This window comes from Luteolibacter sp. SL250 (assembly GCF_026625605.1).
GTDB lineage: Bacteria > Verrucomicrobiota > Verrucomicrobiia > Verrucomicrobiales > Akkermansiaceae > Luteolibacter.
Genome location: NZ_CP113054.1, coordinates 4,737,371 through 4,757,121, shown reverse-complemented (window position 1 = coordinate 4,757,121; position 19,751 = coordinate 4,737,371). Strand labels below are relative to the sequence as shown.

The 19,751-nt window shown below is 61.8% G+C and carries 18 protein-coding genes; 12 read left to right on the top strand and 6 right to left on the bottom strand.

What is annotated here, in order from left to right; all coding sequences use genetic code 11:
* Window positions 1-90 precede the first annotated feature (90 nt).
* Window positions 91-1,278: a glycosyltransferase gene (locus OVA24_RS20610; protein WP_267672056.1), complete on the top strand. Its 1,188-nt coding sequence runs from the start codon at window positions 91-93 to the stop codon at window positions 1,276-1,278.
* A 34-nt stretch (window positions 1,279-1,312) separates the two neighbouring features.
* Here OVA24_RS20610 and OVA24_RS20605 read toward each other — a convergent pair whose 3' ends face one another.
* Both OVA24_RS20605 and OVA24_RS20600 read right to left on the bottom strand, forming a co-directional pair.
* The gene (locus OVA24_RS20605) at window positions 1,313-2,755 is read right to left on the bottom strand and encodes an O-antigen ligase family protein (RefSeq protein ID WP_267672055.1); all 1,443 of its coding nucleotides are present in this window, start codon (window positions 2,753-2,755) and stop codon (window positions 1,313-1,315) included.
* 52 nt (window positions 2,756-2,807) lie between these two features.
* Complete coding sequence (locus tag OVA24_RS20600) at window positions 2,808-3,998, bottom strand: glycosyltransferase (RefSeq protein ID WP_267672054.1); 1,191 nt, start codon at window positions 3,996-3,998, stop codon at window positions 2,808-2,810.
* 367 nt (window positions 3,999-4,365) lie between these two features.
* Here OVA24_RS20600 and OVA24_RS20595 point away from each other — a divergent pair, with 367 nt between their 5' ends.
* A complete protein-coding gene (locus OVA24_RS20595) occupies window positions 4,366-5,361 on the top strand; it encodes a glycosyltransferase family 2 protein (protein ID WP_267672053.1) in 996 nt (331 codons plus the stop codon).
* 47 nt (window positions 5,362-5,408) lie between these two features.
* Here the strand turns inward: OVA24_RS20595 and OVA24_RS20590 are convergent, their stop codons facing one another.
* Window positions 5,409-5,993, bottom strand: a complete 585-nt coding sequence (locus OVA24_RS20590; RefSeq protein ID WP_267672052.1) for a serine acetyltransferase — start codon at window positions 5,991-5,993, stop codon at window positions 5,409-5,411.
* A 253-nt stretch (window positions 5,994-6,246) separates the two neighbouring features.
* Here OVA24_RS20590 and OVA24_RS20585 point away from each other — a divergent pair, with 253 nt between their 5' ends.
* From OVA24_RS20585 to OVA24_RS20570, 4 genes are all read left to right on the top strand, one after another.
* Entirely contained in the window at window positions 6,247-6,456 is a 210-nt protein-coding gene (locus OVA24_RS20585; RefSeq protein ID WP_267672051.1) for a hypothetical protein, read from the top strand.
* Between the two features lie 227 nt (window positions 6,457-6,683).
* Complete coding sequence (locus OVA24_RS20580; protein WP_267672050.1) at window positions 6,684-7,583, top strand: alpha/beta hydrolase; 900 nt, start codon at window positions 6,684-6,686, stop codon at window positions 7,581-7,583.
* A gap of 22 nt (window positions 7,584-7,605) precedes the next feature.
* Window positions 7,606-8,361 carry an NHL repeat-containing protein gene (locus tag OVA24_RS20575; protein ID WP_267672049.1) on the top strand — a complete coding sequence of 252 codons (756 nt, stop codon included), beginning with the start codon at window positions 7,606-7,608 and terminating at the stop codon, window positions 8,359-8,361.
* A gap of 14 nt (window positions 8,362-8,375) precedes the next feature.
* The gene (locus OVA24_RS20570; protein WP_267672048.1) at window positions 8,376-9,284 is read left to right on the top strand and encodes an aldo/keto reductase; all 909 of its coding nucleotides are present in this window, start codon (window positions 8,376-8,378) and stop codon (window positions 9,282-9,284) included.
* Window positions 9,285-9,290: 6 nt separating this feature from the next.
* Here OVA24_RS20570 and OVA24_RS20565 read toward each other — a convergent pair whose 3' ends face one another.
* On the bottom strand, window positions 9,291-10,172 hold the full coding sequence (locus OVA24_RS20565) for a LysR family transcriptional regulator (RefSeq protein WP_267672047.1): 882 nt from the start codon (window positions 10,170-10,172) through the stop codon (window positions 9,291-9,293).
* 132 nt (window positions 10,173-10,304) lie between these two features.
* Between OVA24_RS20565 and OVA24_RS20560 the strand changes: the two genes are divergently transcribed.
* The 4 genes from OVA24_RS20560 (at window position 10,305) to OVA24_RS20545 (ending at window position 16,078) form a co-directional block, all read left to right on the top strand.
* Window positions 10,305-11,477 carry an efflux RND transporter periplasmic adaptor subunit gene (locus OVA24_RS20560; protein WP_267672046.1) on the top strand — a complete coding sequence of 391 codons (1,173 nt, stop codon included), beginning with the start codon at window positions 10,305-10,307 and terminating at the stop codon, window positions 11,475-11,477.
* A 12-nt stretch (window positions 11,478-11,489) separates the two neighbouring features.
* The gene (locus OVA24_RS20555) at window positions 11,490-14,651 is read left to right on the top strand and encodes an efflux RND transporter permease subunit (RefSeq protein WP_267672045.1); all 3,162 of its coding nucleotides are present in this window, start codon (window positions 11,490-11,492) and stop codon (window positions 14,649-14,651) included.
* 65 nt (window positions 14,652-14,716) lie between these two features.
* Complete coding sequence (locus OVA24_RS20550; RefSeq protein ID WP_267672044.1) at window positions 14,717-15,433, top strand: PEP-CTERM sorting domain-containing protein; 717 nt, start codon at window positions 14,717-14,719, stop codon at window positions 15,431-15,433.
* Window positions 15,434-15,550: 117 nt separating this feature from the next.
* Window positions 15,551-16,078 carry a SprT family zinc-dependent metalloprotease gene (locus tag OVA24_RS20545; protein WP_267672043.1) on the top strand — a complete coding sequence of 176 codons (528 nt, stop codon included), beginning with the start codon at window positions 15,551-15,553 and terminating at the stop codon, window positions 16,076-16,078.
* 16 nt (window positions 16,079-16,094) lie between these two features.
* On the opposite strand, the gene OVA24_RS20540 is transcribed toward OVA24_RS20545, so the two are convergent.
* A complete protein-coding gene (locus OVA24_RS20540; protein ID WP_267672042.1) occupies window positions 16,095-17,162 on the bottom strand; it encodes a YrbL family protein in 1,068 nt (355 codons plus the stop codon).
* Window positions 17,163-17,320: 158 nt separating this feature from the next.
* Between OVA24_RS20540 and OVA24_RS20535 the strand changes: the two genes are divergently transcribed.
* Entirely contained in the window at window positions 17,321-17,515 is a 195-nt protein-coding gene (locus tag OVA24_RS20535; RefSeq protein WP_267672041.1) for a hypothetical protein, read from the top strand.
* 26 nt (window positions 17,516-17,541) lie between these two features.
* The gene (locus OVA24_RS20530) at window positions 17,542-18,681 is read left to right on the top strand and encodes a DUF2868 domain-containing protein (RefSeq protein WP_267672040.1); all 1,140 of its coding nucleotides are present in this window, start codon (window positions 17,542-17,544) and stop codon (window positions 18,679-18,681) included.
* On the opposite strand, the gene OVA24_RS20525 is transcribed toward OVA24_RS20530, so the two are convergent.
* Window positions 18,672-19,724, bottom strand: coding sequence for a PIN/TRAM domain-containing protein (locus OVA24_RS20525; RefSeq protein ID WP_267672039.1), 1,053 nt, complete (start codon window positions 19,722-19,724; stop codon window positions 18,672-18,674). The genes OVA24_RS20530 and OVA24_RS20525 overlap by 10 nt on opposite strands.
* Between the last annotated feature and the right edge of the window lie 27 nt (window positions 19,725-19,751).

Below are 19,751 nucleotides of genomic sequence, written 5' to 3'. Positions count from 1 at the left end.
TCCGCAGGTTGCGTTTTCCCTTGCCCGGTGGGGGGCTTTTCGCCGGTAATCCGCCCGCGATTCACCCTCCAGCAAGATCAAGCAGCAGCGATGAAAACTCCAGACTCCGCCGGGATCTCCCGGGAGATATCCCCCAGGGGTAAGATCCAGGTTCTGCATCTGGTCACCTCATTGGAGCCAGGGGGGATGGAGAATGGTGTGGTGAACATCTCCAATCGGCTGGATCCTTTGAAATTCGCCACGACGATCGCCTGTCTTGAGCGTGTGGGGGATTTTGCCAGGAGGCTCAGGGAGGATGTGAAGGTCATCTGCTTCGACAAGCCTCCGGGTTTCCGTTTTTCCGTGACGCCGCAGCTCGCCCGGGCGATCCGGAGTGTGGGGGCGGATGTTCTGCATACCCACAATCTGGGGCCGCTGATTTATGGTACCCTGGGCAACATCCTCACGGGTGGCCGTTCGGTGCTTCTCCAGGGGGAGCACGGACAGATGCGTCCTGACGAAATGACGCCCAAGCGCAGGTGGTTGCGGAAAGCCGGCTACAGTGCCTGTGGTGCGGTCCACACGGTGTCGGCGGGTCTCCGGACGGATTTGATCGACCACGGCTTTTCAGGGGAGAAGATCAGGGTGATCATCAATGGAGTGGATTGTGAGCGCTTTTCTCCGGCCGCGCCTGAGGAGCGGGCCTCGCTGCGGGAGGGGTGGAAATTGGAGAAAGACTCCGTGGTGCTGGGGATTGTCGGCAGGTTTGCGGCATTCAAGCGCCACACCAGGCTGATCGAAGCTTTCGAGCGGCTTTCCCCTGCCCAGCCCCGGCTGAGGTTGCTCATCGTCGGGGACCATGGAACCGCGAGGGAGGCCATCCTGCGGAAAATCGAGGAGAGTCCGGTGAAGGATAAAATCGTGTGGGCAGGCTATCAATCGGATCCCGTGGATTTCTATAAAATGATGGATCTGCTGGTGGTTCCGTCTGATTGTGAAGGTCTTTCGAACGTCATGCTGGAGGCCATGGCCTGTGCGGTGCCGTGCCTGGCGCACCCGGCCTGCGGGGCGAACGAAGTGGTGGTCGATGGTGTCAACGGCTTCCTGCGTGAAATGGCAACTCCGGAGGCGCTGGCATCGGTACTCGGAGGCATCGCCTCGGATTTACCACTCCTGGCGGAATTGGGGGCGGGGGCCAGGAGCACCGCTGAGCAACGGTTTTCGCTGGCATCGATGGTCAACGGCTACGCGCGGCTCTATGAGGAGCTGGCGGGCCGGAAGCGCGGTTCCGGGAGTTGAAGGCGGATCCTCCGCAGGGAGGGCTCACATCCGCTCAAAGGTTCGTGATGATATAATCCCAGAGCCAGAAAATTGAATAGGTCAGGCCCGTGCAAACCGCCAGATCAACCGCGCCAAACCGGTTCCAGAACGGCTTGGAAGGCGGTGTGCCCAGAGGCTTTCCGGTGCTGAAAGCGGGTACCAGCTCATCTTCTTCCCGTGGTTCGGCCTCCTCGGGTTCTTCATTGCGGACGGGTTCCGCGTCTTCGGGATCCTCTTCGGGCAAATCCTCGTCATCCGCCGCCGCCAGGGCGGGAGATGGCTCTTCCGCCCTGGCCATGCGCAGCCGGTGCAGCGCGGCGGTCGCGGCGATCAGGAGGAAGTACTCCGTGTGATACTGCCGGTTGATCATCCAGCCGGAAACGACAGTGGACAGCAGGATGACTCCCAGAAGCCTCCGGCAGCGGTCCTCCTCGTCATTGGCGGGCCTGAATCTCAGGAGCGTGTGCATGGCGCACCACAGCCCGGCGACATAGATGAAGAGTCCGTATTGGCCGAGGTCGGCTCCCACTTGAACGTAACTCGAGTGGGTGGCTTTGGGGATCTGGAGGGTTTTGTTGCCTTCCTTCCAGTTGATCACCGCATTGAATTGCCCCCAGCCGACACCGGTCGAGTGTGTCTTGGTGGCCACCCGTGCCGCTTCCCAAGCGAGCAGCCGGCCTTGAACACCTTCGTCCGACCTGAGGTCGTTCATCTGGGCCATGCGGGGCAGATAGCTGAGGGCACCCATCCCGACGGTGAGGGAGGCGACCACCACGAAAACCTGGACCATTTTCGGCCTCCCGATGATGAAGATGCTGGCAAGGCCGGCCGCCCCGACCAGGAAGCCCCCCTTCGACTGGGTCTGGAACACGCACCAGTAGGCAAGTCCCGCGGAGAGGGGGAAATACACCCACTTCCCGAGGGAGGTGCCTTTCCAGAAGAAAAGCAGGTAGGCGATCGGCAGGACAACGGCGACGGAGTGGGCGAGGGCGTTCGGGTTTCCGTGGAGCCACGTTCCGATGCAGAGACGACCGTGTTCCTCGAGATAGACCTTGCCCCCTGTGGGATCGATTCCCAGCGGGATCAGGTTGGCAATGATGGCCAGGGCGAGGAGGGCGATCATCCACCATTTCAGGTAGGTGGTCAGTCGCTCCCAGGATGTGATGGACTGGACGGTGAGAAAATAGAAGACCACCAGTGGAAGGAATCCGGAAAACGCACCGGACGGGTCCGGCGACATCCACACTACATAGGCGAAATAGGAAAGAATCACCCAGTCATGGGGGGTCTTGAGCAGCCCTGGCAGCGGGGAAGGTGTCGACCTCCCCATGAAAAATGAGGCGATCCATATGGCGATGATGGGCTTGACGAGATTCATCCCGGCCAGCCCCGGCACCCAGTCCTGCGGACGAAGGTAGTAGAAGAGCAGAAAGAAAACGGCGAAGAAAAATTCCATCAGAGATCGGCGGCGACCCTAGGGCATCCCCGGAGCCTTGTGAAGCGGTATGTCATCTGGTGCCGGTGCCTGCCAGGGCGGATCCGAGAATGGAATGATACTCCCGCGCGGCTGCCTCCCAGCTCCAGTCCGGCTCGCTTGCGGACGTCATTTCCGCCTGTTCTCCGGCCTGGGCGGAGAGGGCTTCCTCCAAGGCGCGGACATAGGCCCCAATATCCCCGGCGGGGGTGAGCAGGCCCCGCTCCGGGCGGTCCACCAGCTCCGCGATGCCTCCGACGTCCGTGCTGACCACCTTCAGGCCGGAAGCCATTGCCTCCAGGATCACATTGGGGAATCCCTCATTGTGGCTGGTGAGGCAGAGCAGGTTCGCGGCGCTCATCCAACGGGCGACAGAGGGAGGAGCCTCGCGTCCCCGGAGGTCCACCATGCCGGCTTGCCCAGCCTCCTTGATGGCGGCTCCCATTTCGTCCCGCAAGGGGCCGTCACCGATCAATATCAGCCGGGCGGGCCGCTCTCCGCTCGCGCCACGCCGACGGTTGAGTTCCGCATGGGCTCGGATGAGCATCAACGGGTTTTTCACGGGCAGATAGTTGCCGACGAAAAGAAGCACTGGATCCTCCGTTGGAAGATTGAGTTCCCGGCGGACGTCGTGCTGGGACCGCGGACAGAATTCCCGGACATCCACGCCATTGTAGACCGTCTTGAGCGGCGAGTCCTCCGCTCCGGCCTCATGCAACCGCCTTGCGAGATCCCCGCTGCGGCAGATGACAGCCGCACTGCGATTGATGGCCGCGACAATTTTCCGGCGACGGACCGGATACTTCAGGTAGCCGTGGGTGTCGGTCCCCTGGGTCACCAGAACCACCGGAAGCTTGTGGCGTCCGGCCAGCTCGGCGACCGCGCATCCGTCCGGATAAAGCCATGAGCATAAGACGACCTCAGGTTTGAAATCCCCGACGATGCGGCCGAACGAAGGTGCCAGAAAGTGCCTCATGAGCGTGTCGTTGCACCAGCTTCCGAACTTCGGCACGTAAGGACAGCGGATGAAACGTGGTGAAAACACCTCATCCTGCTTGCGGGGCAGCAACCTGTCCCGCCGCCATGGGGGCATCACCGCCCGGGGGCTCAGAACGCGGATGTCCCATTCATCGCGCAGGGAGTGCAGCAGCGTAGCATTGTCGAGTCCTCGGATGGGATGGTCCAGATCCGGGAAGAGATTTGATATGAAAAGCAAGCGTCTCATCGTCATTTGTGGACCTCCATTCGTGTCCGCGTCGGCCTGAACAATACCGGGGCGACCACCCGCCTTGCGGACGCCGTCATTGCCGCCGCAGCCGGGATGCGATGATCTCTAGGGAGAAGTTCCGGGATTATCAACGGTTACCTTGCGGGGGGGCGTCCGCTTGTAGGGGAAGGTGCACGGTTTCGCGGCTCCGGACGGCCCTTTCCCGCGGTCCTTCTTCCCCTTCCCCGCATGGGGGAACGATGGTGAGCATGTTCGGTTTGACGGGGGGCTCGCGTGGCCGCTACCGTCGGCCCGGCACCGCATCCAGGAAACGGATTCCAGCGCGCCGAAGCAGGGTTCAGAGAATAAAATCAGGATGGAAGGCATGCTCTCGGTTGTGGTCCCGGTGTATAACGTCGAGAAGTATCTGAGGCGGTGCCTGGATTCGATATTCTCCCAGGGGCCGGATGTCGGGTTTGAGGTGATCGCGGTGAATGACGCCTCCACGGACGGAAGTCGTGCCATTCTGGAGGAATATGCGGAGCGGTACGAGAACCTGCTGATCATCGACCAGGAGGTCAACAGCAGTCTGGCTGTAGCGAGGAAGACGGGAATCGGGAGAGCGAAAGGGTTTTATGTCATCCACGTGGATTCGGATGATTGGGTCAATCCAGGCATGTTCTCAGAACTGCTGCAGCTTGCGGAGAAAGAAGGTCATCCGGATGTCGTTGTGTTCAATGACATCCGCAGCGATGGGGTCAGGATATTGACGGAACTGAAGATCAAGGAATTCTCCAGGGCCGGGGCGGACGGAAAGGATGCCATCCAGCATTTGTTCTTCGGAGCTTGTGTGAACAAGATGGTGAAGAGGGAGTTGCTCGGGGATCTGGTGTATGGCTCCGTCTATCAGAATCTGGCGGAGGATCTGATCTACTCCACGGAAGTCCTGGTGAAGGCATCGAGTTTCGTATTAACGCCATCGACCTACTATAACTACTTTTGGAACGAGGATTCCCTGAGTGTTCTGATGACGCCGGAACGGTACGTCAAAAGCAGGACGGAATTGTTCCGCCTGCTGATTTCCATCAAAGAAAGGTATCCCGGATTCAATCCGGACTGGCTGGTGAACATCAGGGATCGAAAGATGGACGCTGATACCCTGAGGTATCTGACGATCCATCACCTCACCAAGGACAAGGTCAGTGCCTCCGTTTTCGGTGAATTCGATGAGACGTACAATCATCTGTTCGGCTCCCATCGGGATGCCCTGGATGTCAGGCGGTTGTATCGTGACAGGCTGTATTTGATGCGTGTCCTGGCGAAGAACGTCGGCTGGCTGAATGTTCTCAAGAAGATCATCAGGTCGCGGGTCGCCGCGTGACGGGTTCCTGCGATGGCGAGGCGGCATCTCTGGATGGGATCGTCCGGCTAGGAAGCCTGGTGGAGGACATTGTTCACGTAGCCGTCGGAGCCTTTGTCTGAGATGACCTCGCCCGGGATGCCAACGACCACGGAGCGGTCGGGGATGTCTTTCGTCACGACGGAGTTGGCGCCGATGGCGGCCTCGTTGCCGATGCGGATGGCTCCGAAGATCACGGCATTGGGGCCGATGTAGACCCTGTCACCGATCTCCGGCGTCCCAGCCTTTGAGCCCCTGTTGGCGATCCCGAGGGTGATGCCTTGGGAGAGGTTCACGTTCCTGCCAATGCGGCAGCGGCGGTTGACCACGATGTTGAGGGCGTGTGCGAGAAAGAGTCCGCCTCCCACTTCCGTCATCGGGTCGATGAATACCCCGTGGCGGACCGCGGAGCGCTGGTGGAGAAAGCTCACGATGTGATAGAGGCCGTAGCGGGTGAGGCGGCGTGACCTCAGGTGCCGGCAAAGGCGCATCATGAACGTGATGCGGAAGCCGGCTTCGTGATACCACGCCCAGATGAATGCGCCCGCCCCCAGCCTGCCGGTATATCGGAAGAGGTCCTCCCGGACGAGTTTGGCGAATTCGTCTTTCATCATGGTTGCGTCCTGGCGTGGGCGGAATCGGGCAAGGTGATGGTTTTCAGTCTCCATCACCAAGCTCCGGGGGGGAGTCTGCGAAAGTCGGGCAGATGAGTCAATCGGGTTGCTTGCGGAAGGATCAGGCACGGGACCGAAACACGGTGATCCCATCAGAAAAGGTCTTTGTGGCGTGGGTTGAAATTGTAACAATCCGGCGGTTGTTGCCCGGGGAGTGGGTTTGTTACGGTTTCGTTTCATTCACGAGAACCTCATGGAAACCACACCCGACGCCATCACCGAAGCTCCGACCGCAGGAGAAGCCGCTCCTTCCAAACTCCAGGATGCCAAGGCGGCCCTGAAGCAGGCCCGCGAACGTCTGGAGCTGGCAGAACGGGATGTGCGGAAGGCGAAGAAAGTCGTGAAGGCCGCCCGCAAGGAGGGCAAGGCCTCCAAGAAAAAAGGCGGGAAGAAAGAGGGCTGATCTCCCACGGACGGACCTCCGCCATGCGACGTTATCGTCATGCAACGGACATGGCCCGGCGGGATGACCCGTGAAAGGTTCCGTTCCGACCACCCTCGGGTGAGGGAGAGGTCCAATGAAGCATTCAGACAAGGGCCGCGACTGATCCAGATGGATGAGACGCGGCCCTTGATCTTTTCGAGCGGGAAGCATTTGAAAATCGCTCGGTTACCGGGCAATTTCCAAGCATGAGGAGGGCGAAACGTGTCTTGATCAGTGCGTTGCTGCTGTTCGCCGTGGTGACGGTGGCCGTCTATTTCCTGCTGCCTGCCACCGTGCTCCATCCACCCCGTGGGGCCTCACCTGATGTTTTCGCGGAGCCGGTGCCTGCCGGTGTGACACTGGAACCCATGCGGGTGACGCCGGAGGCAGGGGTGACGTTGGAGGGCTTCCGCATGGCTCCGGAGAAAGGGGGGGGATCCCGGCCTACCGTGGTTCTCCTGCATGGAATCTGTTCGTCAAAGGACGTCTATGGAAACTTCGCACGTTATTTGTGCGATGAGGGGTTCCGGGTCGTGGCGTTCGATTCGCGCGGACACGGTCGCAGCCGGGGCGGTTGCTGCACGTATGGGTGGTATGAAAAGAAGGACATCTCCCTGATCATTGATGAAATCCACAAAGGGGACCCGGGATCGAGGATCGGGGTTTTCGGAAACTCGATGGGTGGTGCCATCGCGCTGCAGGCGATGGCGGAAGATCCCCGCATCGAGTGTGGCGTGATCGAGAGCACATTCGCATCCCTTCCGGAAGCGGCCTGCCTGAGGGCGGCTTCATTCACCGGCGTGCGGATTGATGCCATTGTCCATCCCACCCTCCGCCGGGCAGGGGTGCAGGGGAGCTGGAGACCGTTCGATGTTCTTCCGGAAGAGGCGGCGAAATCCATCCACCAACCGGTCATGCTGTCCCACGGGACGGCGGATGAGGTTTTTCCCATCGCCCACGGTCGGCGGATCTATGGGAATTTGTCCTCGCCTGCCAAGGAATGGATCCAAGTGGAGAACGGACGGCATAGTGGCCTGGGCCGTACGTTGGGGCCGGACTACGAACGGCGGCAGATCGCTTTCCTGAAAAAATGGCTGACGGAATGACCCGTTTGGCAAAGATGACCCCATGCGTGGAATCCTCCAGTTGATCATCGGATGGGCCGTATGCATGTCGGCGGGAGCGGAGACCGCCTATGTGGAAACCCGCGTGGTTCCTTCCCGGTTTGCAACACAGGCTGCGGCGGTGGATGGCCGGTTCATCTACGCGGTCGCCAGTAAGGAAATCGCGAAGCTCGACCGTGCGGACGGAAAGGAACTGGCCCTCAGCGAGGGGGAAGCGTCCCATCTCAACAGCGCGGTCGTGATGGACGGGAAGATCTACTGCGCGCACAGCAACTTTCCCCTGAAGCCGGAGAAAGGGAAGATCCTGATGCTGGATCCGGCGACGATGAAGCTGGAGATCTTCCACGAATTCAGTGAGCCGCCGGGCAGTCTGACGTGGGCATTGCGGAAGGACGGGAGCTGGTGGTGCCATTTCGCCCATTACGGGAAGGACAACGGGAACTCCGTGCTGGTCCGGTATGATGCGGACTGGAAGGAGACGGGGAGATGGACCTATCCCCCGGAGTTTGTCGCGGAGTGGGGGAAGATGAGCCTGTCCGGGGCGGTGTGGCAGGGCGGGGAGCTGCTCGCCAACGGTCATGACAAAAAGCGGATCTACCGGCTGAAGGTCCCGGAGGCGGGGAAGGTGGTGGAGTGGGTGGCCACCCATCCGTCACCGTTTCCCGGGCAGGGGATCGCGCTTGATCCAGAGACGGGAGGCCTGGTGGGCATCGACCGGAAGCGGAAGTCGGTGGTGTTTGCGGAAACTGGCAAGCCGTGATAGCGGTTGGGTCCATGAACATGAGCCGGCGTGACAGTCTGAGAATCCTGGCGGCGGGAGCCGCGATGGGTGCGGGTGCCCGTGCGGCGGAGGAAAAGTCCGGGGACCTGATCCGGCGGAAAATCCCTTCTTCAGAGGAGATGCTCCCGGCGATCGGTCTTGGCACTTGGCAGACATTCGACGTGCCACCGGACCAGCGGGGACCGCTGGCGGAGGTGCTGAAGGAGTTCGCAGCCTTGGGAGGGAAGTTGATCGATTCTTCACCCATGTACGGCGCTTCCGAGGACACCGCGGGGGATCTGATGGAGCGGCTTTCCCTGAGGAAGGGCCTGTTCGTGGCGACGAAGGTGTGGACTTCCGGCAAGGAAGTGGGCATCCGGCAGATGGAGGCCTCCATGAAGAAGCTCAAGACACCGGTCATCGACCTGATGCAGGTGCACAACCTTGTGGATGTGAAGGCCCATCTGGATACCCTGAACTCATGGAAGCATGAAGGGATCATCCGTTACCTCGGCGTCACCCACTACCATAAGGGCAGCCATGACGCTGTGATGAAGGTGATGGAGTCAGACTCCCTGGACTTCCTCCAGATCAACTACTCCCTCGCGGAGCGGGAGGCGGAGGAAAAGCTTCTGCCGATGGCAAAGGACCGCGGCGTGGCGGTGATCGTGAATCGTCCGTTCGCCGGGGGAAATCTGTTCGCCCGTCTGCGGGAAAAGCCGCTGCCGGACTTCGCGGTGGAGATCGGCTGCACGAGCTGGGCGCAGCTCATGCTGAAATTCATCATTTCCCATCCGGCGATCACCTGCGCCATTCCGGCGACCTCGAAGGTGAAGCACCTGCGGGACAACATGGGGGCCTGCCGCGGACCGCTGCCCGATGAGGCGATGCGCAAACGCATCGCCGCCGCCGCCGGGGGTTGAGGTCTGTCAGGTTCTCTCCTCCAGCAACTTGATGAAATGGGTGACCATTTCAGAGGGGGTGTCCTTTTTCCAGACCGCCCACATCTTGAACTCAAAGATGTTCTTCGAGGTGAAAGGCAGGATCACGATGCCCTGAGTGGTGAGATCCAGCACCACGGGCAGCATGGAGATGCCCTGGTCCGCGGCGATCATGGTGAGAAAAGAGTCGAAGCCCTCGATCGAGCGGATGCGGGGTGTGGGATGGCCTTCCTCCGTGATGAAACGATTGACCTCCTCACGGTGGGAGCGGGATCCGTTGCCCAGGCAGAGCATGGTTTCCCGCTGGGTCTCTGCCAGATCGACCTGGTCCCGGGATGCCCATGGATGGTGCTTGGAAACCGCGATTCCGAAGTGGGATTTGATGACGCACAGCAGGTCCATCTCCGCCTGCCCTAGGGGATCGGTGCCGTAGGCGAAGCCGACGTCGATGGTTCCGCTTTCCAGGGCATCCAACTGCTCCTCGGGGTGCATCTCGACGAAGGAAACCTCCACGCCGGGATAGCGCTTGTTGAAGATCTTCAGCGTGGCCGGCAGGAAGTCCGTGGCAATAACACCCACGCTGCCGATCCGGAGTTTCCCGATCCTCCCGGCCTGCGCTTCCGTCGCCCGCTCGATCGCCTTCTCCGCCAGGTCCAGCAGGGTCCGGGCATCGCTTTGGAAAACCTCCCCCGCTTTGGTGAGGGACACGCTCACGGTATCACGATCCAGCAATTTGACACCGATCTCATTCTCGAGATCTTTGATCTGCTTGCTGAGCGCCGGGCGGGTGATGCTGAGGTTTTCAGCCGCCTTGCGGAAATTCAGCTCCTCGGCCACAGCCACAAAGTATCTCAAATGCCGGAGCTCCATCCGCCAGACTGGTAACATCGAGTTACCAGCTTGGAAACTTCAAAATAATTCCGGGATGGGAGGACCGATGCTATTTCAACTGCGGCCAAAATAAAACAATCGTTTTGGAATCCGGTCGACCGCCCATTTTGTATGCAAAACTACGTTCTGATCCCCTTGTCGCTGAGCTGGCTGTTCCTTCTTCCGGGGTGCGGAAAAAAGGGACCGGAAGGTCCACCGCAGATGCCACCGGCAGCGGTGACCTTCGTTCCGGCTGCGAGTGAAAACGTGAGCATCGTCCGTGAATATCCCGGCCGCATCGACGCGGTTCGGGTTTCCGAAATCCGCGCACGTGTTCCCGGTATCCTGTTGGAGAAGACCTTCCAGGAAGGTGCCGACGTGAAAACCGGCGACGTCCTGTTCAAGATCGACCCCCTTCCGCTGGAGGCGGCCAAGGCGAGCGCCGAGGCGACCTTGGCCCGGGCGGAGGCGACGGTGAAGCAAACCGAAGCGACTGCGGTCCGTTTCCGGGAGCTCGCGGCTTCCAGATCCGTCAGCCAACAGGACATCGACAATGCGGAGGCCTCCCTGCAGGTGGCCCAGGCGGACGTGCTGGCGGCGAAGGCCGCGCTGAAAACCGCGGACCTCAACCTCGGTTATTCCACCGTGACCGCCCCCATCAACGGCCGCATCGGCCGGGCGGAGGTGACCGAAGGCCAGCTCGTCGGACAGGGAACCGCCACCCGGCTGGCGCTGATCCAGCAGATGGACCCCATCTATTTCGATTTCACCCAGTCCACGGCGGAACTCATCTCCCTGAAGCGGGCGATGGCATCCGGAACGCTCGGTGAGGCATCACCGGAGCAATCCGCCGTCACGCTGATTCTGGACGACGGTTCCGAATACGACAAAAAGGGCAAGATCCTCTTCTCCGAGGTCACCGTGGATGAAACGACCGGGATGGTAACCCTGCGGGCGGAGTTTCCAAACCCGGACCGCCTGCTGCTTCCCGGCATGTTCGCCCGCGCCAACTTCGTGCAAGGCGTGAAGCCGAACGCCGTGACGGTACCGCAACGCGCGGTCACCCGGATGCAGGGCGGCAAGGGCAGCGTACTCATTGTTGACGAGAAGGATCACGCGCAACTCCGGATGATCGATACCGCGGAAGCCATCGGCGACAAGTGGGTGGTGACCAACGGTCTGAAACCCGGAGAGCGGGTGATCATGGAGGGCCATCTCAAGGCCCGCCCGGACACGCCGGTAAAGCCGGAGCCATTCACGGAGAAAAAACCGGCAGCGGCCCCGTCCGACGCAGACAAAAGCTAAGCACCTCCCCACATGGCCCATTTCTTCATCGACCGCCCCGTTTTCGCGTGGGTCGTGTCCATCCTCATCTCGCTGCTCGGGATCATTTCGATCACGCGGCTTCCCGTCGCCCAGTATCCCGCTGTCGCGCCTCCCTCCATCTCCATCACGGCGAACTATGCCGGTGCCTCCGCGGAAACGCTGAGCGACACGGTGACCTCCGTCATCGAGCAGCAGCTCAACGGCATCGACAATCTGATGTACATGACGTCCGCCAGTGACGCGAACGGCGTGGCGACCATCACGTTGTATTTCAAGCCGGGGACGAACCCGGACACCGCGCAGGTGCAGGTGCAGAACAAGGTGCAGCTCGCCACGCCGAGCCTGCCGCAGACCGTGCAGCAGCAAGGTGTGGTGGTGGCCAAGGCGACGCGGAACTTCATGATGTTCATCGCTCTCACCACGGACGACGGCAGCATGGATGCCATCGCCCTGGGCAACTACCTCGCCGCCAGCGTGCTCGACCCGCTCCGGCGGGTGCAGGGTGTGGGTGAGGTCATCCAGTTCGGCACGCAGTATGCGATGCGGATCTGGCTCGATCCGGACAAGCTCAACAGCTACAAGCTGACGCCCGGCGACGTGAATGCCGCCGTGGCCGCCCAGAACACACAGGTGCCGGTCGGCCAGCTCGGCCAGCTTCCCGCAGTGGAGGGCCAGCAGCTCAACGTCATCCTCCAGGGACGGGCGACCCTGCGCGAGGTGGATGAGTTCAAGAACATCGTCCTTCGCGTCAACACGGACGGATCCCGGGTCTATCTGAAGGACGTCGCCCGCGTGGAGATGGGCGGCCAGGACTACACCATCAAGGCGAACATCGATGGCAAGCCGACGGGCGCCGGCGCCATCAAGCTTTCCCCGACCGCCAACGCGCTGGATACCGCGGACGCGGTCCGTGCGGAGATCGAGCGCCTGTCGGAGTTCTTCCCGCCGGGGGTGAAGGTGGTTTTCCCGCTGGATACCTCCACGTTCGTGAAAATTTCCGTGAAGGAGGTCATCAAGACCCTCATCGAGGCGATCATCCTGGTGTTCCTGGTGATGTATCTGTTCCTCCAGAACTTCCGCGCGACGCTCATCCCCACCCTGGTGGTGCCGGTTGCCCTGCTGGGCACCTGTGCGCTGATGGCGGCCTTCGGCTTCTCCATCAACGTGCTCACCATGTTCGGCATGGTGCTGGCCATCGGTATCCTGGTGGACGACGCCATCGTGGTGGTGGAGAACGTGGAACGAATCATGTCCGAGGAGGGCCTGCCTGCGAAGGAGGCCACCCGGAAAGCGATGGGGCAGATCACCGGCGCGCTGATCGGCATCACGCTGGTGCTGACGGCTGTGTTCCTGCCGATGGCGTTCTTCGGCGGTTCCGTGGGTGCGATCTACAAGCAGTTCACCATGTCGATGGTGTCCTGCATGGTGTTCTCCATTTTCCTCGCCCTGACCCTGACCCCCGCACTCTGTGCCACGCTGCTGAAGAAGGTGGAGGCGGGCCACCACCATGAGAAGAAGGGATTTTTCGGTTGGTTCAACCGCACGTTCGACCGTGCGACCAACCGTTACCAGAAGTGGGTGGGCGGCCTGGTGCGGCACACCATCATCGGCCTGCTGGCCTTCGGTCTGGTGATCTTCGGCGTGGTGCATTTCTACCAGAAGATGCCGTCTTCCTTCCTTCCGGAAGAGGACCAGGGCTACTTCCTGACCCTGTTCACGCTACCGGTGGGGGCGACGGACGCCCGCACCCAGGAGGTGCTGCGGCAGGCTGAGGAGTACCTGGCGAAGCAACCGGAGGTGGAACACTACTTCACGGTGGCGGGCTTCAGCTTCGCGGGCCGTGCGCAGAACTCCGGCCTCGCGTTCATCCGGCTGAAGCCATGGGAAGAACGTCCGGGCAAGGACCATCGCGCGCAGGCGGTCATCCAGCGCGCGCTGGCGGGCTTCGGCGGCATCAAGGACGCCATCGTTTTCCCGCTCAATCCACCGGCGATTCCCGAACTGGGAACTTCCTCCGGGTTCGACTTCTGGCTGCAGGATCTCGGCGGAGTGGGGCATGAAAAGCTGATGGAGGCACAGGGCCAGCTTCTCGGCATGGCGGCGGGAAGCGACAAACTGCAGATGGTCCGCCCGCAGGGTCTGGCGGATGTGGCGCAGATGAAGATCGAGCTGGACCAGGACAAGGCCAGTGCTCTGGGAGTCTCCCTTGCGGACATCAATACCACGATGCAGACCGCATTCGGCTCCGCCTACGTGAACAACTTCGTGAACGGTCCGCGCGTGCAGCGGGTGATCGTGATGCTCGACGCGCAGTTCCGGATGACTCCGGAGGACATCGGCAAGGTCTTCGTCCGGAACAAGGACGGCGGAATGGTGCCGCTTTCCTCCGTGACGAAAATCGACTGGTCCTATGGTTCCCCGCAGCTCCAGCGCTACAACGGGGTGCCGGCGGTGAACATCGTGGGAAGCGCGGCGGCGGGCCTCAGTTCCGGCGACGCGATGAACCAGATGGAGGAGATGGCGAAGAAGCTTCCGCCGGGACTGGGCTATGAATGGTCCGGCCAATCCCTGGAGGAAAAGGTTTCCGGAAACCAGGCGCCCATCCTGTATGCGGTGTCCATCCTGGTGGTGTTCCTCTGCCTTGCCGCGCTCTATGAGAGCTGGTCCATCCCTGCGGCGGTCATGATGGTCGTGCCGCTGGGGATCATCGGCGCGCTGGGTGCCGCCACTTTGCGGGGTCTGGAAAACGACGTGTATTTCAAGGTGGGCCTGCTCACGACCGTCGGCCTTTCGACCAAGAACGCGATCCTCATCATCGAGTTCGCCCTCGACCTGATGAAGGAGGGCAAGGGCCTCATCGACGCGACACTGGAGGCGGTGAAACTCCGTCTGCGCCCCATTCTCATGACGTCGATGGCATTCGTGCTGGGTGTGGTGCCGCTGGTCATCAGCTCCGGTGCGGGTTCCGCCAGCCAGAACGCGATCGGCACCGGCGTGGCCGGGGGCATGATCTCCGGAACGGTGCTGGCGGTGTTCCTGGTGCCCGTGTTCTTCGTCGTGGTCATGAAGATCGTGATGAAAGTCACCGGCAATACTCCGGGGATGAGCGTCGCGCACGCCATCCACGGCGAGGATCCGCCCAGCGCGGGCTGAAATCCGGGACTTCCCCAATATTTCCAAAAGCAAAACGAACCGACATCAAACTGATCCGATACTCCATGAAGCATTTTCTCTCCCTGGCCACCCTTCTCTGTTCCACCGGCCTCAGCCACGCGGCGACAGCCTACTGGTCGTTCCAGAATGGCGCGGGGAACGTTTATGTTCCCGACGCCACCTACCACTCCGGTTTCGCCTCCGCGCCGACGTTCAGCGCCTTTGCAGGGACGGGAGGCGCCACCCTCGGCAGCCATGGAGCGGGCCAAGCATACACGGAGCCGACGACCTCAACCAGCTATGTGGGTGGATACGCCACCTATTGGGATAGTGGCGGGACGCAGGAGAAGAATCTCACCGGGGCCGGCTTTACGGTCACGATGGACATGACGTCGTTGTCCGACCTGTCGATGAGGTTCGACATCCGCTCAGCGGCGGGGGATCCGAACAACAAGGTGGGTTTGCCAACGAGCTTCTCCTCGATCAACTACAGGCTGTCGGATACCGGCTCCTGGACCGACAGTGGCATCGCCGCTCCGAACTGGACCATCAGCCCGAACGGGTTTTACGAGTTCAACATGAACCTGGCCGCGTTGGATGCCATCGAGGGCCAAGGCTACGTCGAACTCCAGTTCATCTTCAACGGTGGGGAGAAAACCATGGAGCAGCCACAGAACGTGAGGTTGGACAACCTTCAGTTCACGGCGGTGCCGGAACCTTCCGCCCTCGCCCTGCTGGCACCGCTTGCGGGTGTCGTGTTCCTGCGCCGCAGGAAAGATTGAGCGGTGTCAGTCTCCGGTTGCGCTGGAGGGGATTTCTTGTTAGCGGTTGGACCCATGGGAAGGGCGAAACCGCAACTCGAATTCCGATGGGCATCCCTGTTCGGATTCCGTCCTGCGGTGGCCGAGATAAGGCCGAAAAGCGGGGTCGAGGACAAGGGCCTCACCGCATGGTGCGTCGAGGCTTCCAGATCACTCTCGCTTCCGGAGCTTGCCCGCAGGGTCAGCGTTTCCTGGAACAGCCGCATGCAGACGACAGCCGGGCGCGCCTGGTGGCCGCACCGTTCCATCGAGCTGAATCCGAAGCTGAAGGAATGTGAGCCGGAGGAACTCTGGCGCACGCTGAAGCATGAGCTGGCCCACCTCGTTGCCTACGAAAGGAGCGGCCGCCGGCGGATCGATCCACACGGCAGGGAATGGCAGGAAGCGTGCGCGGATCTGGGGATTCCCAACGAGCAGCCGTTCCACAACCTGCCGTTCAAGCGGCGGAGGATGAAGCGCAACCATTCCTACATCTGCCCGAATTGCTTCGCGACCATCCACCGGGTGAAGCCGATCAGCAGGACAGTGGCGTGTTACGACTGCTGCCGGAAATTCAGCGGCGGCCACTACCACGACCGTTTTCGTCTGATCGAGAAAAAGGCGTGATCCGCGGTGGCGGCGCTCACTGGATCACCGGATCCAGGTCATCGATCGAGCTGATCACGTCAAATTCCCCGTCTTCATCATCCACATAGGGATTGATCAACATCGGATCTCCGGAATCCCAGGTGGGGCGGACCAACTGCAGCCACGGAGCCAGCCGGATCCGGGGTTTCCCGTCGGGGATCATTTTGCCGCTGATCACTGCGGGGGGGCGTCCGGGTGTGGTGGGTTTCCCATTGCCCGATGCGAAGCCTGCCTGCCAGTCCCTGCCCATGGAGATGCCGGACATTTCCAGCCCGGAGCTGAAATGCTCCAATGACGGGGTGGACGAGTCGTTGCCAACCTCCACATCAGGATGGCCCGCCGTTTCCGGCGGGAGGGAAAGGGCGAACATCATGGCGGCGAGTGCCGTTCCTGCGGCCAGCAGAAGCCTCCGTGATCTGGCCCCCCTCCGGGAGTTGCGCTGGCACACCGGATGCCGGCCGCGGGCCGCGGCGATCTGACGGCGCAGCTTGTCGATACGGCGGAGCTTGCCACGACGGTTGACCGTCCGGGAAAATCGTTTGACCGGGATGAGGTTGTGCTGGCCAAGGCCGTCGATCATCACGAACCGGCTGGCGGTCCCCGCGTCCTGTGCGTAGACGACGTTTCCTCCGTTCAGATCCGCGGCGATCACGTCGGACGCCATGAGATTCCGGAAAAACTCCTCGAGGGCGAGTTCGGCCTCCCGGTCGAAAGTGCCGTCCGTGAGCATGGCCCGGAGCGAGGGTGCAAGTCCTCCGTCCGCGCCGCGGACCGCATCCAGAACGAGACCGAGTCCCATGTCCGTATCAACCAAGCCCTTGATCCGCTGGACGAATGGCGGGCTGGAGCCATCCCGGGCGTGGGTGGCGACATATTCGCCGATCTCCCGCATGTAGGAGAGGTATTGGCCGTAGCAACGGCGCATCTTGTACCACCTCCCCCAGGCCCGGTCCACCGCATCCGGACGGATCACCTTGATGATGAGTTCCGGATGGTCCGGATGGATGAAGACAAAGCGTTGCTTGCCTTGGGCAACGGGTTGTCTGTCGCTCAGTCGGATCATCGTAACTCGCTCATGATAAATGGCGCCGATGATGGGGTCAAGACAGTCTGGATCCTTGCAACAGGCTTGGTTCCAATGGTCTGCCTCCAGGGGGGGAGTATGGGGGCGTGTCGGTCCGGTCTTGCGGCGATTCCCGGGCCTCACTATACCCGTGGTGGATGGCGCGCTGGACTTTGGAAGATCTGATGGATTTCGAGCAGGCGCTTGATGCGGACTTCAAGGCATCGCCGACGGTGAAATCAGAGGTGAAGGAGGCCGCGCGCGGGCTGGATGGAGCGGACGCGCGTCGTGTCGGATTGCGCGTCTGGCTCGAAGCGGCGAAGGGGGCAGCCCCGGCGGGCCGGCGGTACTGACGGCGGAGAGAACGTTGCGGGTATTTGTGATTTTCACGGGCTGGGGCATCGGCGCGAACGTGGTGCGTATTCTGGTCGATCAAAAGATCGGCGGGATGAACGTGGTCCATTATCTGGCCGTGGTGCTGGGGAGCCAGTGGCTGGTGCTGGTGGTTGCCCTGGCGGCGTGGCTTTTCCGGCGCAGGTCTGCCAGCGGATTCACTGGCGTCCAAGCGGCGATGGGCGGTTTTCTGCGGAAGCTGACGAAGGATCACGAGGGCCGGCTGTGGGGCCGGATCATGGATGGAGGTCCTTTTCCCAAGGCTGCGCTGTTGTGGCGGCTGGCTTCGTTCGCTCAGTTGTTCGGGGTCTGGTTCAACGTTGGGATCATCAGCGTTCTCGGACTATTCGTGCTGACCAAGAACATCGGCTTCCATTGGGAAACGACGACGGAGGAGGCGATGCGGGCTTCATTGGTGTCTTTCGTGCATTTCCTTTCCCTGCCATGGGTGGCGGTTTTTCCGGCGGCCGTGCCGGATGCCGTGACCATCGACGCGACCCGGCTGCTGCCGGCTGCTGCCGGGAGCCTGCCACCGGGGCCTGCGGCGTGGTGGTTGTTCCTGCTGATGGCGACCGTGGTCTGGGGACTGCTCCCCCGTCTGGTGCTGTGGGCGGCGGCGGCAACTGCATCCCGCCGGGCGCTGGCCTCCATCGACTTCCAGGCGAGGCACCATCGCGCGCTGTGGCGGGACCTTGCCGGAGTGGACCGGGCGGAGAATGATGAGAAGCCTCTGGATGGCGTGCTGGTCCTGGACGTGGGGGGCAGTGGCTTCCAGATGGAGATCATGCGTCCGTTCCTGCTGCAGAAGCTGAGGGTGCACCCGGCATCCTGGCAGACCACGGCGGTGCTGGATCCCGGAGCGGAGAAAGAGGCCGCCGCCGCGCTGGCGCTGGCACCTGCCGGGGTGGTCCTGCTGGCGGAGGGCTGGGCGCTTTCCCCGCCGAGGATGACGGCGCTGCACTCACAGATCCGGACAGCGGCGGGGAGCACAGTACCGGTGAAATTCCTCGTCGCCAATGAAGTGGGCGGATCACCGGAACGGCCAACCGTGGAGGAAATCGCCCAGTGGGAACGGTTCGTCGATTCGCTCCGCGACCCGCGCGCGGAGGTCTATTTCTACGCCTGAGCCAGTTCCGCGAAGACCATCATGCCCGCGCTGGTCTGCAAGGTGCTGACCACTGTGACATCCACCACGGAGCCGATCTTTGCGACGGCGTGGTTCACCACGATCATGGTGCCGTCCGGAAGGTAGCCGACGGCCTGGTGGTCTTCCTTGCCGCTGCGGACAAGGGTGATGCGCACCTTGTCGCCGACGCCGGCGGGGGGTTTGAGCGCTTGGTCGAGCTCGTCGATGTTGAGGACCTGGATCCCCTGGAGGCGGGCAACCTTCCCGAGGTTCTCATCCCCGGTCATCAGTCTGGCTCCCAGCAGCCGGGTGGTTTCGATCAGGAGCTTGGAGAGTTTCTCGTCCTTGCGGGCACTGCTTTCGTGGAGGGTGATCTGGATGTCCGGAGCCTTTTGCATGGCCTCAAGCGCATCCAGTCCACGCTGGCCGCGGAGCCGCGCGCCGTTCTGGCTGGAGGTGGACATCTGCTGGAGTTCCTCCAGCACGAACCGGGGCACCACCAGGCGGCCGGAAAGGAAGCCGGAACGGATGATGCCGGGCAGACGCCCGTCGATCACCACTTCCTGGTCCAGCACGACGGGTTGGCCGGTGGTCGCTTCCTGCCGGAAGCGGACATACGGAATGACGAAGGAAAAGTCGTCGTGGTTGCTCCGCAGTGCCAGCACCGCGCCGAGGAAACCGAAACTGGAGTAGAGGACGGTGTCGATGGCCAGTTTCAGCGCCCCCATGTAGGCATCCCGCTGCTGGGGGAGTTCCGGATCGTCCGGAATCATCGTCTGGATCAGCGTGGTGAAGTCGATGCGGGTGAGCAGCCAGGCGCAGAGCAGGCCGACGCCGAGGCCGAAGGTGGCGGTCGAAAACCCCCGCAGGGTGAAGCCCTTCACCAGAGTTTCCACCCAGATGAAAAACCCTGCGATGAGGAGACCTCCGACCAGGCCGTAGCCCAGCGGGGCGTTCAGGCTCATGGCCACTGCGATGCCACCGGCCTCGCAGATGAGCAGGTAGGTGAGGCGCGCGATGTTGACGGAAGGCGTCGAAGTCATGATGTCGGGAGATGGCTCCGCTGCCCG

What these genes read in the sequence shown, in the direction of transcription:
- OVA24_RS20600 (WP_267672054.1), bottom strand. Translation starts at nt 3,998, where the DNA reads ATGAGACGCTTGCTTTTCATATCAAATCTCTTCCCGGATCTGGACCAT.
- OVA24_RS20570 (WP_267672048.1), top strand. Translation starts at nt 8,376, where the DNA reads ATGAACATGAGCCGGCGTGACAGTCTGAGAATCCTGGCGGCGGGAGCC.
- OVA24_RS20605 (WP_267672055.1), bottom strand. Translation starts at nt 2,755, where the DNA reads ATGGAATTTTTCTTCGCCGTTTTCTTTCTGCTCTTCTACTACCTTCGT.
- OVA24_RS20565 (WP_267672047.1), bottom strand. Translation starts at nt 10,172, where the DNA reads ATGGAGCTCCGGCATTTGAGATACTTTGTGGCTGTGGCCGAGGAGCTG.
- OVA24_RS20560 (WP_267672046.1), top strand. Translation starts at nt 10,305, where the DNA reads ATGCAAAACTACGTTCTGATCCCCTTGTCGCTGAGCTGGCTGTTCCTT.
- OVA24_RS20550 (WP_267672044.1), top strand. Translation starts at nt 14,717, where the DNA reads ATGAAGCATTTTCTCTCCCTGGCCACCCTTCTCTGTTCCACCGGCCTC.
- OVA24_RS20575 (WP_267672049.1), top strand. Translation starts at nt 7,606, where the DNA reads ATGCGTGGAATCCTCCAGTTGATCATCGGATGGGCCGTATGCATGTCG.
- OVA24_RS20595 (WP_267672053.1), top strand. Translation starts at nt 4,366, where the DNA reads ATGCTCTCGGTTGTGGTCCCGGTGTATAACGTCGAGAAGTATCTGAGG.
- OVA24_RS20555 (WP_267672045.1), top strand. Translation starts at nt 11,490, where the DNA reads ATGGCCCATTTCTTCATCGACCGCCCCGTTTTCGCGTGGGTCGTGTCC.
- OVA24_RS20540 (WP_267672042.1), bottom strand. Translation starts at nt 17,162, where the DNA reads ATGATCCGACTGAGCGACAGACAACCCGTTGCCCAAGGCAAGCAACGC.
- OVA24_RS20525 (WP_267672039.1), bottom strand. Translation starts at nt 19,724, where the DNA reads ATGACTTCGACGCCTTCCGTCAACATCGCGCGCCTCACCTACCTGCTC.
- OVA24_RS20535 (WP_267672041.1), top strand. Translation starts at nt 17,321, where the DNA reads ATGGCGCGCTGGACTTTGGAAGATCTGATGGATTTCGAGCAGGCGCTT.
- OVA24_RS20585 (WP_267672051.1), top strand. Translation starts at nt 6,247, where the DNA reads ATGGAAACCACACCCGACGCCATCACCGAAGCTCCGACCGCAGGAGAA.
- OVA24_RS20580 (WP_267672050.1), top strand. Translation starts at nt 6,684, where the DNA reads ATGAGGAGGGCGAAACGTGTCTTGATCAGTGCGTTGCTGCTGTTCGCC.
- OVA24_RS20590 (WP_267672052.1), bottom strand. Translation starts at nt 5,993, where the DNA reads ATGATGAAAGACGAATTCGCCAAACTCGTCCGGGAGGACCTCTTCCGA.
- OVA24_RS20610 (WP_267672056.1), top strand. Translation starts at nt 91, where the DNA reads ATGAAAACTCCAGACTCCGCCGGGATCTCCCGGGAGATATCCCCCAGG.